At 56.9% G+C, this 15,379-nt stretch carries 19 protein-coding genes; 8 read left to right on the forward strand and 11 right to left on the reverse strand.

The window, feature by feature from the left end:
- Positions 1-54: 54 nt before the first annotated feature.
- Genes ABVN21_RS02605 through ABVN21_RS02615 form a run of 3 tightly spaced genes read right to left on the reverse strand, consistent with a single transcriptional unit; the run spans position 55 to position 2,359 of the window.
- Positions 55-612: a peptidylprolyl isomerase gene (locus ABVN21_RS02605; RefSeq protein WP_339554040.1), complete on the reverse strand. Its 558-nt coding sequence runs from the start codon at positions 610-612 to the stop codon at positions 55-57.
- The gene (locus ABVN21_RS02610; RefSeq protein WP_339554039.1) at positions 606-1,421 is read right to left on the reverse strand and encodes an alpha/beta hydrolase; all 816 of its coding nucleotides are present in this window, start codon (positions 1,419-1,421) and stop codon (positions 606-608) included. Before ABVN21_RS02610 ends, ABVN21_RS02605 begins: the two co-directional genes overlap by 7 nt.
- Before the next feature lie 14 nt (positions 1,422-1,435).
- The gene (locus tag ABVN21_RS02615) at positions 1,436-2,359 is read right to left on the reverse strand and encodes a LysR family transcriptional regulator (RefSeq protein ID WP_034146184.1); all 924 of its coding nucleotides are present in this window, start codon (positions 2,357-2,359) and stop codon (positions 1,436-1,438) included.
- Between the two features lie 50 nt (positions 2,360-2,409).
- On the opposite strand from ABVN21_RS02615, the gene ABVN21_RS02620 reads away from it, so the two are divergent.
- The 3 genes from ABVN21_RS02620 to ABVN21_RS02630 all read left to right on the forward strand — a co-directional run bounded on the left by ABVN21_RS02620 (position 2,410) and on the right by ABVN21_RS02630 (position 4,672).
- The gene (locus ABVN21_RS02620) at positions 2,410-2,724 is read left to right on the forward strand and encodes a 3-phosphoglycerate kinase (RefSeq protein ID WP_339554038.1); all 315 of its coding nucleotides are present in this window, start codon (positions 2,410-2,412) and stop codon (positions 2,722-2,724) included.
- A 150-nt stretch (positions 2,725-2,874) separates the two neighbouring features.
- Entirely contained in the window at positions 2,875-3,474 is a 600-nt protein-coding gene (locus tag ABVN21_RS02625) for an FMN-dependent NADH-azoreductase (RefSeq protein WP_339554037.1), read from the forward strand.
- A 340-nt stretch (positions 3,475-3,814) separates the two neighbouring features.
- The gene (locus ABVN21_RS02630) at positions 3,815-4,672 is read left to right on the forward strand and encodes a carboxylate/amino acid/amine transporter (protein WP_339554035.1); all 858 of its coding nucleotides are present in this window, start codon (positions 3,815-3,817) and stop codon (positions 4,670-4,672) included.
- A gap of 53 nt (positions 4,673-4,725) precedes the next feature.
- Here the strand turns inward: ABVN21_RS02630 and ABVN21_RS02635 are convergent, their stop codons facing one another.
- The gene (locus ABVN21_RS02635) at positions 4,726-6,024 is read right to left on the reverse strand and encodes a mechanosensitive ion channel family protein (protein WP_339554033.1); all 1,299 of its coding nucleotides are present in this window, start codon (positions 6,022-6,024) and stop codon (positions 4,726-4,728) included.
- 192 nt (positions 6,025-6,216) lie between these two features.
- On the opposite strand from ABVN21_RS02635, the gene ABVN21_RS02640 reads away from it, so the two are divergent.
- A complete protein-coding gene (locus tag ABVN21_RS02640) occupies positions 6,217-7,557 on the forward strand; it encodes a DEAD/DEAH box helicase (protein WP_034146190.1) in 1,341 nt (446 codons plus the stop codon).
- A 67-nt stretch (positions 7,558-7,624) separates the two neighbouring features.
- Here ABVN21_RS02640 and ABVN21_RS02645 read toward each other — a convergent pair whose 3' ends face one another.
- Entirely contained in the window at positions 7,625-7,900 is a 276-nt protein-coding gene (locus ABVN21_RS02645; protein WP_339554032.1) for a hypothetical protein, read from the reverse strand.
- Between the two features lie 135 nt (positions 7,901-8,035).
- A complete protein-coding gene (locus tag ABVN21_RS02650) occupies positions 8,036-8,770 on the reverse strand; it encodes a thioredoxin family protein (RefSeq protein WP_339554031.1) in 735 nt (244 codons plus the stop codon).
- Positions 8,771-8,947: 177 nt separating this feature from the next.
- Between ABVN21_RS02650 and ABVN21_RS02655 the strand changes: the two genes are divergently transcribed.
- Positions 8,948-9,337 carry a transcriptional regulator gene (locus tag ABVN21_RS02655; protein WP_339554030.1) on the forward strand — a complete coding sequence of 130 codons (390 nt, stop codon included), beginning with the start codon at positions 8,948-8,950 and terminating at the stop codon, positions 9,335-9,337.
- An 86-nt stretch (positions 9,338-9,423) separates the two neighbouring features.
- Here the strand turns inward: ABVN21_RS02655 and ABVN21_RS02660 are convergent, their stop codons facing one another.
- The 3 genes from ABVN21_RS02660 to ABVN21_RS02670 form a co-directional block, all read right to left on the reverse strand.
- Positions 9,424-10,293, reverse strand: a complete 870-nt coding sequence (locus ABVN21_RS02660; protein ID WP_339554028.1) for a DUF6279 family lipoprotein — start codon at positions 10,291-10,293, stop codon at positions 9,424-9,426.
- A 77-nt stretch (positions 10,294-10,370) separates the two neighbouring features.
- Positions 10,371-11,093, reverse strand: coding sequence for a TorF family putative porin (locus ABVN21_RS02665; RefSeq protein ID WP_339554026.1), 723 nt, complete (start codon positions 11,091-11,093; stop codon positions 10,371-10,373).
- Between the two features lie 205 nt (positions 11,094-11,298).
- Complete coding sequence (locus ABVN21_RS02670) at positions 11,299-11,487, reverse strand: hypothetical protein (RefSeq protein ID WP_172668627.1); 189 nt, start codon at positions 11,485-11,487, stop codon at positions 11,299-11,301.
- Between the two features lie 348 nt (positions 11,488-11,835).
- Between ABVN21_RS02670 and ABVN21_RS02675 the strand changes: the two genes are divergently transcribed.
- From ABVN21_RS02675 to ABVN21_RS02685, 3 genes are all read left to right on the forward strand, one after another.
- Positions 11,836-12,672, forward strand: a complete 837-nt coding sequence (locus tag ABVN21_RS02675; RefSeq protein ID WP_339554023.1) for a S1-like domain-containing RNA-binding protein — start codon at positions 11,836-11,838, stop codon at positions 12,670-12,672.
- A gap of 186 nt (positions 12,673-12,858) precedes the next feature.
- Positions 12,859-13,791 (forward strand): DMT family transporter, encoded by a 933-nt coding sequence (locus ABVN21_RS02680; protein ID WP_339554022.1) that lies wholly within the window; start codon positions 12,859-12,861, stop codon positions 13,789-13,791.
- A 198-nt stretch (positions 13,792-13,989) separates the two neighbouring features.
- Complete coding sequence (locus ABVN21_RS02685) at positions 13,990-14,118, forward strand: PA1414 family protein (RefSeq protein WP_339554021.1); 129 nt, start codon at positions 13,990-13,992, stop codon at positions 14,116-14,118.
- A gap of 213 nt (positions 14,119-14,331) precedes the next feature.
- Here ABVN21_RS02685 and ABVN21_RS02690 read toward each other — a convergent pair whose 3' ends face one another.
- The gene (locus tag ABVN21_RS02690) at positions 14,332-14,583 is read right to left on the reverse strand and encodes an acyl carrier protein (RefSeq protein ID WP_339554020.1); all 252 of its coding nucleotides are present in this window, start codon (positions 14,581-14,583) and stop codon (positions 14,332-14,334) included.
- Positions 14,584-14,651: 68 nt separating this feature from the next.
- On the reverse strand, positions 14,652-15,377 hold the full coding sequence (locus ABVN21_RS02695) for an MBL fold metallo-hydrolase (RefSeq protein ID WP_339554019.1): 726 nt from the start codon (positions 15,375-15,377) through the stop codon (positions 14,652-14,654).
- Positions 15,378-15,379: the final 2 nt, after the last annotated feature.

Raw genomic sequence — 15,379 nt, forward strand, 5'->3', positions numbered from 1 at the left:
TGAGCGTCGCCGGCTGTACCGGCAAACGCTCGGACGTCCTTGTCCAGCTTAGTCTCAGTCGATGCGCTTGGCCGACTTGATGAACACCGGATCGGCCGGCACGTCTTTCATCCCGCCACGCACGGTGGTTGGCGAATTGACGATAATGTCGACCACGTCCATGCCTTTGACCACTTTGCCGAATACGGCATAACCGTCGCCCTGGTCGAGGAAATCGTTGTCCTTGACGTTGATGAAGAACTGGCTGGTGGCCGAATCCGGCACGGAGGTGCGGGCCATGGACAAGGTGCCACGAACGTTGGCCAGTTTATTGGCGTGCTCGTTCTTGATCGGCGCCTTGGTTTCCTTTTGCTGCATTTGCTGGGTAAAGCCACCGCCCTGGACCATGAAGCCCGGGATCACGCGGTGGAAAATCGTGTTGTTGTAGAAACCACTGTCCACGTACTCAAGGAAATTCTTGGTACTGATCGGTGCCTTGACCGGGTCCAGTTCGATTTCGATCTGACCGTTGGTGGTGTCCAGCAGAACATGCGGCGCCTTGGCAGGCGTTGCCGCCATCAGGTTGGCGGCAAACAGAACGGAGCCAGCAGCGAGGGCGATTTTTTTCAGCATGGGTCAGTGATCCTGAGTGTGGTGGTGTCGACTGCGGTGAGAAATTCGAGCAGCGTCTGGTTGAAGTGTTCGGGCTGATCCAGCGGGGTGGCGTGACGCGAATCGGCGATCACTACCAGCCGCGCATCGGGCAGCAGTTTTACGTAGTTTTCCTTCAGCGCGACCGGCGTGTAGTCACGGTCGGCGCTGACGATGAGGGTTGGACAGGACACCTTCGACAGTCGTTCCTGAACACCCCAACCCACAATGGCATCGAAGCTGGCGAGATAAGCATGTTTGTCGTTTTTTGCCCAGCGTTCGGCCATCTTTTGTCGCAAATCAGCCTGCTCGGGCTTGGGAAACAACTTGCCGCCCAGGGCTTTGCCAATGGTATGCAGGCTGAGTATGCGCATCAGGCTCCAGCGTTTGAACCACTGCCAATAGTCGTCGCGGCTGCGCAGTTTGACCTCGGGCGCGCTGTTGACGATGCACAGGCTTTTGAGCAGTTGCGGCTGATCCACGGCCAGTTGGAAGCCGATCATGCCGCCCATGGAAAGCCCGACATAATGTGTCGGTCCGAGGTTCAAATGCTCGATTAACGCAACCAGGTCGGCGCTGAATCCCGCGATGCTGTAACGCTCGCGGGGTTTGTCGGAGCGCCCGTGACCGCGCACATCCGGGACGATCACCCGGTAGCGAGAGGCCAGCGCGGGGATCTGTTTTTCCCAGTCCAGGGTACTTGATCCCAGCCCATGGACCAGCAGCAACGGCGTGCCGTGGCCGTATTCCTCATAGTGCAGGTTGCAACCTTCGTGTTCGAAATAGGCCATGGGTACACTCCGTGTCAGGCTTGTTCAGGGGCGGCGAAAGGTGCGTCCAGCGGTGCGGTGTCGAAGGTGCGCAGGAGCTCGATCAGAATCTGCGTCGCCGGGCCGAGCGGCTTGTCCTTGTTCGAATACAGGTAAAAACTCGGGTTACGACTGCCGCCCTGGTCCAACGGTAGCAGCTTGAGCGTGCCTTCCTTGAGTTCTCGTTCGATCATGTGCCTTGGCAACCAGGCAAACCCCAGTCCGCTGCTGACGAAGGTCGCGGCGGTGGCCAGGCTACCGACGGTCCAGCGTTGTTCGGCGCCGAGCCAACCGACGTCCCGTGGTTGCTGGCGACCGGAGTCGCGGATCACCACTTGCATCTGGCTTTCCAGATCCTGGAAGTTAAGTTCGCGATTCAGTCGATGCAACGGATGGTCGGGGTGGGCGACCGCAACGAATTCGACGTCGCTCAATTCCGCGCCGAGGTAACCGGGAATGCTGAATCCGGTGATCGCCAGGTCGGCGACGCCTTCAAGCAACACCTCTTCGACCCCGGACAATACTTCTTCGCGCAACCGCACCCGACAGCCACGACTTTGCGGCATGAACGCGGTCAGGGCGCGGACGAGGCGGGCGCTCGGATAAGCGGCATCGACCACCAATCGCACTTCGGCCTCCCAGCCTTGCTCCATGTGGTGGGCCAGGTCTTCAAGCTGACTGGCCTGTTTCACCAGTTGCCGGGAGCGGCGCAACAGTACGCCACCGGCTTCGGTGAGCACGGCTTTTCGGCCATCAATGCGCAGCAACGGGACGCCCAGTTGGTCCTGCATGCGCGCCACGGTATAGCTGACGGACGATTGCGAGCGGTGCAGCGCTTCGGCGGCCTGGGCGAAACCACCGTGGTCGACCACGGCCTGCAACGTTCGCCATTGATCAAGGGTCACGCGGGGCGCTTTCATGTTGAGCTCCTCTTGTCCTAAGCTGGGCAGTTCTTTTTGGAGACTGCTGAATGAAAAAATTCTGTTTTGTGCTATTGGCGCTGCTGCCTCTGACGGCGATGGCGTACCCGATCGATGTAAAAAAAGACCTCAACGGCCTGAAGATCGATTACGAAACCTTCGACACCGATAGCGATATCGGCTCCATTCGAGTGGCCAACTACGGCGATGTCGATGCGAGCTGCAAAGCGATCTTCAGCAACGGCCCGGAAGCACCCCGCACGCGCAAGATCGATGTCCCGGCCGGCAAGCACAAAACCACTACCGCCAAATTCACCCGCAACATCATCAAACTGCGTATCGAGCTGATCTGCACCCCGAAATAAAATCAAACGGAGCAAAGCTGTTGGCCAAGCTCCGCTTATAAACGAATTTATTGATCGGTTATAGCAGTTATTTGCGCTTTTTCATCGATATAACTCTGTTTAACCTTCACTCCATCGACTTACAGCATTCTCAGATGGAGGCTACATCCCATGTCCCGCGTTCTGATCATCGAAAGCAGTGCCCGTCAGCAAGGCTCGGTTTCCCGTCAACTGACCCAGACCTTTATCAGCCAGTGGCAAGCCGCACATCCGAATGACCAGATCACCGTTCGTGACCTGGCCGTCAACCCGGTGCCGCATCTGGACATCAACCTGTTGGGCGGATGGATGAAACCTGCCGAACAGCGCAGCGACATCGAACAGGGTTCCCTGGAACGCTCTAACCTGCTGACCGACGAATTGCTCGCCGCTGACGTGCTGGTCATGGCCGCTCCGATGTACAACTTTGCCATCCCGAGCACCCTCAAAGCCTGGCTCGACCACGTGCTGCGTGCCGGCGTGACCTTCAAGTACACCGAAACCGGTCCGCAAGGTTTGCTCAGCGGCAAGCGTGCTTACGTGTTGACGGCTCGCGGCGGGATCTACGCGGGCAGCACCGCGGATCACCAGGAACCTTACCTGCGTCAGGTGATGGGCTTCATCGGCATCCACGACGTGACATTTATCCACGCCGAAGGCATGAACCTGGGCGGAGACTTCCAGGAGAAAGGCCTGAACCAGGCAAATGCCAAGCTCGCCCAAGTGGCCTGACACGTTAATCGCCAGATAATCGCTGGATGGTCTAGTGACCTGGCGCAACCCTTCAAGCCTGTACGCGCATCGACCTCCCTTTGCACTTGTTGCTCCTGAGTGCTGCCGCCCGATTGAACGCTTAGCGAGATCGGGCTTTTTTTTGCCCGTAATTTGTGTGTAAACGCCTAACTCTGTAGGAGCCGGCTTGCTGGCGATAGCGGTATATCAGCAGACATGAATGTTGAATGTGACAGCGCCATCACCAGCAAGCCGGCTCCTACAGGGATTGGCGTGTTTTCTGATATCGCGATTCAGGGCAAAACCGGCTATCTTCGCCGCCATTCAAAATGAGGCGAGCATGGGCTATCTACTTTTTGTCACGCTGATCCAGGCGTTTTCCTTCAGTCTGATCGGCGAATACCTAGCCGGTCATGTCGACAGTTATTTCGCTGTGCTGGTACGGGTGCTGCTGGCGGGGCTGGTGTTCATCCCGCTGACCCGCTGGCGTTCGGTGGAGCCGGCGTTCATGCGCGTCATGTTGCTGATCGGTGCGTTGCAGTTCGGCGTGACCTACGTCTGTCTGTATCTGAGTTTCCGCGTACTGACGGTGCCGGAAGTCCTGCTGTTCACCATCCTTACGCCGCTGCACGTGACCCTGATCGAAGACGCACTGAACCGTCGCTTCAACCCCTGGGCATTGATCGCGGCACTGGTGGCGGTAGCGGGCGCGGCGGTGATTCGCTTCGACCGGATCAACCCGGATTTCTTCATGGGCTTCCTGCTGCTGCAACTGGCCAACTTCACCTACGCCGCCGGGCAAGTGCTCTACAAACACCTGGTGGCTCGCCATCCGAGCGACCTGCCGCATTACCGGCGTTTCGGCTATTTCTACCTGGGCGCATTAGCGGTGGCGTTGCCTGCGTTCCTGTTGTTCGGCAAACAGGACTTTTTACCCGAAGCACCGCTGCAATGGGGCGTGCTGCTGTTCCTCGGCCTGGTCTCGACCGCGCTTGGTCTGTATTGGTGGAACAAGGGCGCATGCCTGGTTAACGGCGGGACGCTGGCGGTGATGAACAACCTGCATGTGCCGGTCGGATTGCTGATCAATCTGCTGATCTGGAATCAGCATGAAGAGCTGGGGCGGTTGTTGCTGGGAGGTTCGGTGATTTTGATGGCGGTGTGGATCAGTCGGTTGGGTATCCGGAAACACGCTTAACCACTGTAGGAGCTGCCGCCGGCTGAGGCAGCTCCTACAGAGGAATCGTGGTGTTACATGACGTGTTTTTCAGCTTCGGGAATGTGGCTCGCACCCAACACCGCCGGTAGAAGCCCGGCACGCAAATCCGTCCCGCTCGGTTGCTGATACAGGTTCAATCCAAACTCCGGCAACACCGCCAGTAGATAGTCGAAAATATCCCCCTGAATCCGCTCGTAATCGGCCCACGCGGTGGTGCGGGTGAAGCAGTAGATCTCCAGCGGAATGCCCTGAGACGTGGTTTGCATCTGCCGGACCATGCACGTCATGTTTGGCTGGATGTCCGGGTGACTTTTCAAATAACCCAATGCATAGGCGCGGAAAGTCCCGATATTGGTCATCCGTCGACGGTTGGCCGACATCGCCGCGACGTTGCCCTGGGCTTCGTTCCAAGCCTTTAGTTCAGCCTGTTTGCGGCTGATGTAGTCAGTCAACAGGTGAACCTGGGCCAGTTTCGACTCTTCGTCATCGCGCACGAAACGCACGCCGCTGGCGTCGATGAACAGGCTGCGCTTGATCCGCCGTCCACCGGACTGCTGCATGCCGCGCCAGTTCTTGAATGACTCGGACATCAGGCGCCAGGTCGGGATCGAAACAATCGTCTTGTCGAAGTTCTGCACCTTGACCGTGTGCAGCGTGATGTCCACCACATCGCCATCAGCGCCCACTTGCGGCATCTCGATCCAGTCGCCGACCCGCAGCATGTCGTTGCTGGTCAGTTGCACGCTGGCGACGAACGACAACAGGGTGTCTTTGTAGACCAACAGAATGACCGCCGACATCGCGCCCAGACCCGACAGCAGCAACAGCGGCGAGCGGTCGATCAGCGTGGCGACGATAATGATCGCGCCAAACACGTACAAGACCATTTTCGCCAGTTGCACATAGCCTTTGATGGAGCGGGTGCGGGCGTGTTCGGTACGGGCGTAGATGTCCAGCAGGGCGTTGAGCAACGCGGTGACAGACAGCAGCAGGAACAGAATGGTGAACGCCAGCGCCACGTTGCCGAGGAACACCATTGCAGTTTTACTCAGCTCCGGCACCAGGTGCAGGCCGAACTGAATCACCAGTGACGGAATTATCTGTGCCAGGCGCTGGAACACCTTGTTGTGACGCAAGTCATTGACCCAGTGCAGCGCCGGCTGACGGCCGAGTATTTTGCTGGCGTGCAGGATCAGGTAGCGCGCCACTCGTCCGAGGGCCAGCGCAATGACCAACAACATAATCAGTGCCAGGCTGGCATGCACGAGCGGATGCTGGTCAAGGGCACCCCAAAGGTCTTGGGTATTGAGCCAGAGCTGTTTGATATCCATAAGCAAAAACGATTCTTCTGTAAGGCGCGAGGGGCGATTAGAGCATTTAAGACGCTTTGTATTACCTTTGGAGATAAATCAGGCAACAAAAAAACCACTGTTTAAGGTCGATTGCATAAAGAAACTCGGCCTACGCGCTCGAAACCGGTAACCTATGCAGCTGTTTTTTTGCATTTCTTCGAGGTAGCACCCGTGTTTTCCGAATTCGCCTTGCACGAACGCCTGCTCAAAGCCGTGGCCGAGCTTAAATTTGTCGAGCCAACGCCTGTGCAAGCAGCGGCCATTCCGCTGGCGCTCCAAGGGCGTGACTTGCGGGTGACAGCGCAAACCGGCAGCGGCAAAACCGCTGCGTTCGTTTTGCCGATCCTCAACCGCCTGATCGGCCCGGCCAAGATTCGCGTCAGCATCAAGACCCTGATCCTGCTGCCGACCCGCGAGTTGGCCCAGCAAACCTTGAAAGAAGTTGAACGCTTCTCGCAGTTCACCTTCATCAAGTCTGGCCTGATCACAGGCGGCGAAGACTTCAAGGTCCAGGCTGCCATGCTGCGCAAGGTGCCGGACATCCTGATCGGCACGCCCGGCCGGATGATTGAGCAACTGAACGCAGGTAACCTCGATTTGAAAGAAGTCGAGGTGCTGGTGCTCGACGAAGCCGACCGCATGCTCGACATGGGCTTTGCCGACGACGTGCAGCGTCTGGTCGACGAGTGCACCAATCGCCAGCAGACCATGCTGTTCTCCGCCACTACCGGTGGTTCCGGCCTGCGCGAGATGATCGCCAAGGTCCTGAACAACCCTGAGCACTTGCAGCTCAATGCGGTCAGCCAACTGAACGAAACCACCCGTCAGCAAATCATCACCGCTGACCATAACCAGCATAAAGAGCAGATCGTTAACTGGCTGTTGGCGAACGAGACCTATCAGAAGGCCATCGTCTTCACCAACACCCGGGCCATGGCCGACCGTATCTACGGCCGCCTGGTGGCGCAGGAATACAAGGCGTTCGTGCTGCACGGCGAGAAAGACCAGAAAGATCGCAAACTGGCGATCGATCGTCTCAAGCAGGGCGGTGTGAAGATTCTGGTTGCCACCGACGTCGCCGCTCGCGGCCTGGACGTGGACGGGCTGGATCTGGTGATCAACTTCGACATGCCACGCAGCGGCGACGAATACGTGCATCGCATCGGTCGTACCGGTCGTGCCGGTAACGATGGCCTGGCGATCTCGCTGATCTGCCACGGCGACTGGAACCTGATGTCGAGCATCGAGCGCTACCTCAAGCAAAGCTTCGAGCGCCGCACCATCAAGGAAGTCAAAGGCACCTACGGCGGACCGAAAAAGGTCAAGGCCTCGGGTAAAGCCGTCGGCGTGAAGAAGAAAAAGACTGACGCCAAAGGTGACAAGAAAAAAGTCGCCGCCAAGACCCCGACCAAGCGCAAGAGTGCAAACCGGCCGAAGAGCGACTCCTTGGTCAGCAAGGACGGCATGGCGCCGCTGAAGCGTCGCAAGCCGGAAGCGCCGGCGGCTGAGTAAGCGCCTTAGCTAGCCATGAAAAACCCGGACAATGTCCGGGTTTTTTTACACCACAAGATCGCAGCCTTCAGCTCTCGGCTTTTTTCTCTGCCGTCCCCAACTCTTTCAGCCGCTGATCAATCAACTGGCACTTGTCCGGCAAATCCTTGGCCGCTGTCCCCAGATCCATCTTCTGCAACTCGTCGTTGATTTCCTTGGCCTTGGCCGGGTTCTGTTCAGTGAGCCGGGTGACTTCCTTCGCCAACTGCTCGCGCTTGAGGGTGGCCTCTTCCGGCGTGCAGGCCCAGACGGGCAAGGCGCAGGCGAGGGTGGCGGCGACGGTGAGTTTGAGCAGGATTTTCATAAGTCGGGCCTCTGTTCCGGTAAAGGCGGGTTAACCGGTTGAGGGTTTTCGGATAGAAAAAGTTCACTCACCAAACAGCACAAAACACTGCAGGAGCCGGCTTGCTGGCGATGGCCGCGACTCGTTCCAGAAGACTCACCCCCCATGACAGCAGCTTTTGGTGGATTTTTCTTCATACCGATCATGATGCCGAACCCAGTCCATGATTTCGTCTTCGTTGCGGCCCTTGGGCGTCAGGTCGAGGTAGTTATAGGTCCCCACCAACAGATCCAGCCCGCGGGCATACGTCGAATAGGTGTGGAAAATCTCGCCCGCCTCATTGCGATAAAACACGCTGAGGCCGGGGAGTTCTTCTTCCGATCCATCCGTTTTTTCATAGTTGTAGGTGGCCTTGCCTGCTGCAACGTCCTCGGCCCGGGCCGACACACCGAAGTCATAGTTGAATTCGCAGCCTTCAGACGACACCCAGTCGAATTCCCAGCCCATGCGTCGCTTGAACGCCTGGAATTCGGCAAACGGTGCGTGGGAAACCGCTACCACGGCTACGTCATGGTGCGCCAAATGCTGATTGGCTCCGTCGATATGGTCGGAGAGAAACGAGCAACCCGGACAGCCTTCGTCCCAGCCGTCGGCGAACATGAAGTGATAAATGACCAACTGACTGCGGCCGCCGAACAGGTCGGTGAGCTTCAATTCACCATTGGGGCCCTGAAAATGGTAGTCCTTGTCGATTTTCACCCAGGGTAGGGTGCGGCGTTCGGCACTGAGTTTGTCCCGTTCCTTGGTGAAGGCTTTTTCGTGAGCCAAGTGTTGCTTGCGGGCAGCGAGCCATTCTTCTCGCGACACGACGGGATGATTCTGGATGTTCATGAGATTTCTCCTGCGGGAGGCTGGGAGGTGGCTTACACAGCCTAGTCGTTTGACCTGCCCGCAATTCGACAGACCGCCGGTCGGTCGCGGTAAAAATCTCTGCTGAACGGCTATCGACTGCGTCGGTCACAACCTATGAAGGCCCTCTCACTCACGGGTACCGGAGGTTGAATCAGGATGACGACTTATAACTGGGATTTGATTGAACGCTTGCTGCACGAAGTACAGAACGGTGCGAGCAGCTTCACGCCACGGCCCTATGCCGAACAGTACGCTGCGGAGAAAGCATCGGAAGGTGAGCAGACGGAAAACCTGGACCACTTGAAAGCGGTGGCCGGCGAGTATGAAAAGTTATTGCTGCAGCGAGGATATATAGAGCCTCGGCCCGAGGAGCAGGGTGGGACCGGTTCGAATTACATTTTGACGATGCGGGGTTCGAGGTTGTTGAGCCTGATCGACAGCAGTATTCCGGGCAATGACCATCCACGGGAGGTGCTGGACGAGCAGGAAGATGCGCTGGATGAACTGACGTTTGATGAAGTGGCTTCGAAGGCGCAGATTGCTTGAATCAATAGATCGCAGCCTTCGGCAGCTCCTACAGGATGAACACCGTGCCAATGTAGGAACTGCCGAAGGCTATAATTTTTTGATCTTTACCCTTGTTTTACCGCTTTAAGGCATTTCAAATCACTGAAATCCTTCCTGACGCCCTCAATTTTCTTGAGTAGCCGCTCACGCTGATCCGGCGTACTTTCCGCCATCAAGTCCACAAACAACCCCCGTGCCTGGGCTTCGGTCTTGGCGAAAGCCTGGCGGTATTCCGCTGTCCATAAACTCTCTCGATTGACCAGAAGCGTCTCGATTCGCTGTGGGAATTGTGGCGACTGGCGCTGCGCGACCGCGGCACTGAACTGTTTCTGCCAGTGCACGCGGTTGGCGATCCATTGCGTGTTCTGGTCGCCCAAGGCAATCGACCATGCCATGACTCGCTGTTGCTGAGAGGCGCTGAGCGGGCCGAGCCATTCATTCAGGCGTTTCTCCATGCGCTCGGCGCGTTGCTTGATCTGCTGGTCCAGGGAGGGTTTCAGGTATTGTTCCTGGCGCTTGCGCTGGTCTTTGGCGAAAGCCTCGTTCATTTCAGCGACCTGTTTGTCATCCAGGCCTTGCAGCAGTTCCACCGCTGACGGCGTGATTTCCCGGGCGGTGTCGGCAATCGCCTTTTCGGCTTCTGCCGTGCGGGCTTGTAAGGCGGCGTCAGTCACCTGGTTATTCTCGACCATGTTCTGCAAGCGGTTTAGCCAGTCGAGATAGCCCGGCAGCTGTGTCGTGCAATGCCAACTCAGGTGTTCCTTCAGGCGTTCGTCGAGCCAGCTCTTCTGCTCGCCGTTCATGTCCAGGTAGTCGCTGAGCGTCCAGGGAATGATCACGTCGAGGTTGCGGTAGGCAAGCCCCATACGGCTGCATGCACTCAGGGCGAGAGAAATGGCGAGTACAAAGACGATGTGTGTTAACCAGCGAGACATGGGCGAATCCTTGCGAAAGCCTGGCTTCGGGAGCTGATGACTATCTGATCGCAGGATGGACCTGGCAGTTCAGCCGATCAATAGAACGAGCGTTCGGCCTTGAGGGTGACGAGCCCGTCGCACTGGCTGTTGTGCCCGGAATAGGCCGAGCAATAACTGCCGCTGAGGCTGGAATCGCTGTAGATCAGATCAAGATCGATGCCCATGAACGGACGGGACAATTTCACCGACCAATCGGTAAAACTGCCTACATAGCCGCCGTTCACCGCGACCGGTGCGTTCAACTGATGTGTGGTGTATTTCATGCTGATCCCGATGCCGAACGGTTGATTGCCGCCCAGGTCGGCGAACAGCGTGCTGTTCTGTTTGTCCGGATCGTTGCTGAAGGCTGCGCCGAAACGGCTGCCCAGCAAGGTCAGGCCTCCGAATAACTCCTGGCTGTCGAGGGTTTCTACTTCGGGATAGCTGTAATGAATCATGCCCACTTCGTAGCCGAGGGTTTGGTCGAAGGGTTGTTTAAAACCCACGTAGGAATCGATCTCGAGATTCTTCCCCGGCGTAATGCCCATGCTCGGCGACCATTGGCCAAAGTAGAAGCCGCTGTCGTGAGTCAGGTCCAGGCCACCATGAAACGAGCCGACGGCGGAAGGCTTGACCAGGCCTTGGGCCATGCTGCGACTGGGGCTGGTGCCGAGCTTGAGATCGAAATCGCCCAGCTCACGCTGGAAAGCTTGAGCCTGCGCCAGCGAACCCACCAGCAGGCCGCTGAAAATGAGAAAAAAAACGGAAGGTTTGAGCATGCGTCACTCCTTGACAGCGAGGGCAGGCTGAATGACCTGGAATGCTTGATCTAGACGCGTGCAAGGATACCGGCGAATGATCGGCAGCGAGGTCCGTTCGTCGATTTGTAGAAGATTGATTGATTTGCGAAGAGGGGGTTTGCAGGTTCCAGTCCAAGCGCTTCGATGCTCAAAGCGCTTGTGGACCAGATGACGCGAAGGGGTCTTACTTTTTGCCGAGCGTGATCTGCTTGGACGGACCGAACGTCTGGCCGCTGACGCCTTTGGCAATTTGCTGGATTTCACCGCCGGATTTGAGGAACGCAGCGATCTGGCTGTTGATCGATTCGCTGGTTTCGACGGCTGGAGCTGGCTTTGCTTTGCTGTTGGATGCTTTTACGCGCATGGCGGCCATTAACCTGTAGAAAATTAACTTGGCCAGGCATCGTACAGGATCTACCTGATATTTGCTTGGTAAATATCCCTTGAGTGGCGGGTGTCAGGCACGCGGTAAGTCACAAGTTATTATTTGAAATTTGTCGCTAAGTATCTGTTTTAACTAAGGACATGGCGGTTAAATTAGCCCGTTGCGTGCACCCGGCGACGTAGAAAATTGCCCGGTCGGTCAGACGAGCGGGCCAATTGAGCGGCAAACCCCAGGAAATTAAAGGGTTCAGAGGATTTTCTTGCGCCATCGGGCCAAGCGCCGAACGCGGCGGGCAAAACCGGGTAGAATGCCGCCCACGCAATGAGGGTATTGGACATGGCTTTAGTCGGGCGTTACAACAGTTTGCAAGTGGTTAAACACACTAACTTCGGTTTATATCTGGACGGTGGCGCGGATGGCGAAATACTTCTGCCTAATCGTTATATTCCAAAAGATATACCAAGCGAAGATGAAGACTGGCTCAATGTTTTTGTATATCTGGACAGCGATGACAAACTTATCGCGACGACGGAAAAGCCGAAAGTTCAAGTAGGTGAATTCGCCAGTTTGAAAGTTGTTGAAGTCAACAGTATCGGCGTATTCCTCGATTGGGGATTGCCCAAGGATTTGTTGCTGCCGTATTCCGAAGAAAAACGTCAGATGACGGCCGGCGAATACGTCGTGGTGCATGTCTATCTCGACAAGCACACCCGCCGCATCACCGCGACAGCGCGCCTGGATCGCTATCTGGACAAAACCCCGGCCAGCTACACCCCTGGCCAGGAAGTTGACTTGCTGGTCGCCGAAGCCACCGAGATGGGTTTCAAGGCGATTATCAACAACAAGCATTGGGGTTTGATTCACAAGAACGAAATTTTCAAGTTCATGCGCGCCGGTAAAGAGGAGAAGGGCTTCATCAAGGAAGTTCGCGCCGACGGCAAAATCAGCTTGAGCTTGCAACCGGTAGGCGTAGAAGCGGCCAGCAGCCTGAACTCGAAGATCCTCGCCAAGTTGCGCGAAAACAATGGCAGCCTGCCGGTCAGCGACAAGAGCGATCCAACGCTGATCAGCAGCATGTTCGGCGTAAGCAAAGGTAACTTCAAGAAGGCTATCGGTGCGCTGTACAAGAATGGCCAGATTGTCATTCATGCCGACCGCATTGAACTGAGCTGACCGCACCCTCTACAAAATGACGTGCGCAGAGAAGTAAACGTCTCTGACAGACGGCAATTTCTGTCCATCTGGTTAATAATCGACAGCATGATTTTTCGCCCCGGCGCCATTTGATCTGCAAACAGGCCGGGGCTTTGCTTTTTACTGTCGAGACACTGCCATGTTCTATGTTGTCGAGGTATCACGGTGAGCGCCACCCGGCGTAGCGCCGACGGATTCGCCCTGCAAGTGATGCTGGGTTTATGCCTCGTCTGGGGCGTTCAGCAAGTGATGATCAAATGGGCTGCGCCCGACATTGCGCCGGTCATGCAGGCCGCCGGACGGTCAGGCATGTCCGCGTTGCTTGTAGGATTGTTGATCTGCTGGAAGGGTGGTTGGGATCAGGTCGGCAGCACCTGGCGCGGCGGTTTGTTGGCCGGCGCCTTGTTTGGACTGGAATTCTTCTTCATATCCGAAGGCCTGCAACTGACCACCGCGGCGCATATGTCAGTGTTCCTCTATACCGCGCCTATTTTCACCGCCCTGGGCGTGCATTGGATGTTGCCAAGCGAGCGTTTGCGCCCACTGCAATGGCTGGGGATTTTTCTTGCCTTCGTCGGGATTGCTATCGCGTTCGCCGGTGGAATGTCCTGGGACAACCTCGATCACCGCATGTTGATTGGAGATGCGCTGGGCGTACTCGCCGGTGCCTGCTGGGGCGCGACCACGGTGGTGGTGCGGGCTTCGCGCCTGTCGGAAGCGCCGGTGACCCTGACCTTGTTCTATCAATTGATCGTCGGCTTCGTCGGCCTGCTGCTGATCGCGTTGCTCAGTGGTCAGATCACCCACGTCAGCCTGACCACCGTGGCAGTCGCCAGTGTGTTGTTTCAAGGTGTGGTGGTGTCGTTCTTCAGCTACCTAATCTGGTTCTGGCTGTTACGTCGTTATCTGGCGGCGAACCTGGCGGTATTTTCGTTTATGACGCCGTTATTTGGTGTGACCTTCGGCGTGGTCCTGCTGGACGAGGAATTGAGCCTCAACTTTGTTATCGGCGCCGTGCTAGTGCTGCTGGGCATCACATTTGTCAGTGCCGAGCAGTGGTTGCGCCGGAGGTTGCGCAGGGCGCTTGGTCAGCGATGATCAGGTACGACCGAAGGGGTTATCCGTCGGCGCAGACGTTGGCTTGAGCGACTGCATGATTTGACGCCGGTCAATTGTGATCGATTCAGTAACAGATCATTGCCACTTTGGGCGAGCATTGCTCATGACTTCAGACTATTATCAGTGCGAAGGGGCTACAGAATTCCGGCCGCTCGGCACTACCCTGAAGGGGGCACCATGAAAGAGAAAATTCAAAACTGGCTGCATGACCTCGGTATCGCACTCGGTTTGATCGAACCGCCTCTGCAACCTGTGCCAATCCGTACTGACGACGAACAACGCCGACGCCAGCAGCGTCGCCGGTAGCGGCTGATGTAGGGAGTTGGCAAGCGAGCTTGCTCTGGCGAGTGAGCTTGCTCCCGCTGGGCTGCGCAGCAGCCCCAAATCACCATTGAAGTGTGTCAGACCTAACTCGATCGCAGTTTTAGCGACTGCCTCGTAGTGGAGCGGGAGCAATCTCCCTCGCCACAGGTGCTCATTGCTACCGAGCTGTTAACGAAGCGCATTTGACAACCTGTCTCAATGCCGCCCGATCTCCAGCAAAAACCGGCTCAAGTCATGTGCCGTCCTGGCCGTCTTGAGCATCCGGTCTTCCTCGGCGGTGAACGCCGTCACGCCGAATTCGTCTTCCAGGTGGAAGATCAGATCCTCAATATCCGCTTTATCCAATCCTAACTGCGCCAGGCTGGCGTTGTCGTCGAAGTCATCCTGACCCTCCAGCAGGCGGCTGATGTAGTGATGCACGGCGGCACGAACGGCAGCTTTTTTCATGATCGTTCTTCGAGGGCGTTACTGTTTTTGTCCCTGCTGTGTTTTCCTGAAGTAGAGTACAGCAGGCTTCAGCCGTGGGAACGCTGCCACTCATCAATCATGTCGCGCAGATGCTCCCCTGAAAAACTGCCGAAATGCCCGCCATGCACCGTTCGAATCGGCAAGCTGCGCAAGCGTTGCAGGCTGCGCGCGTAGTCGTCGAGGTTGGAGTGGTAGGCGTCTTCGATCAACGGCCCGTCGTAGATAATGTCGCCGCTGAACAGCGTCTCGGTCGCCGCCTCGAACAGGCTGATACCGCCCGGCGAATGTCCAGGTGTGTGCAGCACTTGCAGCACCCGATTGCCCAGATCCAGCACGTCGCCTTCTTCGATAAAACCTGTGGCAGGTGCGGCCTTGACCCGGTATTCGGCATAGCACAGCGGACAATCGGGGTGCGCTTCGAACATATCGTCACCGACAAACGCCCGACTCAAATCATTCTCGCCGTCCGGAGCGGCAAGTATCTGCGCCTCGGCCGGGTGCACCAGGCGCTCGGGAAATTCATGATGCCCGGCGATATGGTCGAAATGGCAATGACTGGCTATTGCCACTAGCGGCCGCTCGGTGATCCATGGCAGTTGCTCGCGCAGGCTGACCAGCCCCGAACCGCTGTCCACCAGCAGATCTTTGTCGCGACCCTGAATGTGCCAGAGATTACAGCGATAAAAGGGTCGGATGTACGGCTCGTGAATCAGGCGGATGCCATCACTGAATCGCTTGACCTCGAACCACTGATCGCGGCTGACGATCTTCATAA

Origin of the sequence: Pseudomonas sp. MYb327 (assembly GCF_040438925.1) — a bacterium.
GTDB lineage: Bacteria > Pseudomonadota > Gammaproteobacteria > Pseudomonadales > Pseudomonadaceae > Aquipseudomonas.

Excerpts from the sequence above, each read along its gene's own strand:
- ABVN21_RS02650 (WP_339554031.1), bottom strand. The coding sequence starts at position 8,770 with ATGAACATCCAGAATCATCCCGTCGTGTCGCGAGAAGAATGGCTCGCT.
- ABVN21_RS02610 (WP_339554039.1), bottom strand. The coding sequence starts at position 1,421 with ATGGCCTATTTCGAACACGAAGGTTGCAACCTGCACTATGAGGAATAC.
- ABVN21_RS02625 (WP_339554037.1), top strand. The coding sequence starts at position 2,875 with ATGTCCCGCGTTCTGATCATCGAAAGCAGTGCCCGTCAGCAAGGCTCG.
- ABVN21_RS02695 (WP_339554019.1), bottom strand. The coding sequence starts at position 15,377 with ATGAAGATCGTCAGCCGCGATCAGTGGTTCGAGGTCAAGCGATTCAGT.
- ABVN21_RS02675 (WP_339554023.1), top strand. The coding sequence starts at position 11,836 with ATGGCTTTAGTCGGGCGTTACAACAGTTTGCAAGTGGTTAAACACACT.
- ABVN21_RS02660 (WP_339554028.1), bottom strand. The coding sequence starts at position 10,293 with ATGTCTCGCTGGTTAACACACATCGTCTTTGTACTCGCCATTTCTCTC.
- ABVN21_RS02620 (WP_339554038.1), top strand. The coding sequence starts at position 2,410 with ATGAAAAAATTCTGTTTTGTGCTATTGGCGCTGCTGCCTCTGACGGCG.
- ABVN21_RS02605 (WP_339554040.1), bottom strand. The coding sequence starts at position 612 with ATGCTGAAAAAAATCGCCCTCGCTGCTGGCTCCGTTCTGTTTGCCGCC.
- ABVN21_RS02670 (WP_172668627.1), bottom strand. The coding sequence starts at position 11,487 with ATGGCCGCCATGCGCGTAAAAGCATCCAACAGCAAAGCAAAGCCAGCT.
- ABVN21_RS02615 (WP_034146184.1), bottom strand. The coding sequence starts at position 2,359 with ATGAAAGCGCCCCGCGTGACCCTTGATCAATGGCGAACGTTGCAGGCC.
- ABVN21_RS02645 (WP_339554032.1), bottom strand. The coding sequence starts at position 7,900 with ATGAAAATCCTGCTCAAACTCACCGTCGCCGCCACCCTCGCCTGCGCC.
- ABVN21_RS02635 (WP_339554033.1), bottom strand. The coding sequence starts at position 6,024 with ATGGATATCAAACAGCTCTGGCTCAATACCCAAGACCTTTGGGGTGCC.
- ABVN21_RS02685 (WP_339554021.1), top strand. The coding sequence starts at position 13,990 with ATGAAAGAGAAAATTCAAAACTGGCTGCATGACCTCGGTATCGCACTC.
- ABVN21_RS02665 (WP_339554026.1), bottom strand. The coding sequence starts at position 11,093 with ATGCTCAAACCTTCCGTTTTTTTTCTCATTTTCAGCGGCCTGCTGGTG.
- ABVN21_RS02630 (WP_339554035.1), top strand. The coding sequence starts at position 3,815 with ATGGGCTATCTACTTTTTGTCACGCTGATCCAGGCGTTTTCCTTCAGT.
- ABVN21_RS02690 (WP_339554020.1), bottom strand. The coding sequence starts at position 14,583 with ATGAAAAAAGCTGCCGTTCGTGCCGCCGTGCATCACTACATCAGCCGC.
- ABVN21_RS02655 (WP_339554030.1), top strand. The coding sequence starts at position 8,948 with ATGACGACTTATAACTGGGATTTGATTGAACGCTTGCTGCACGAAGTA.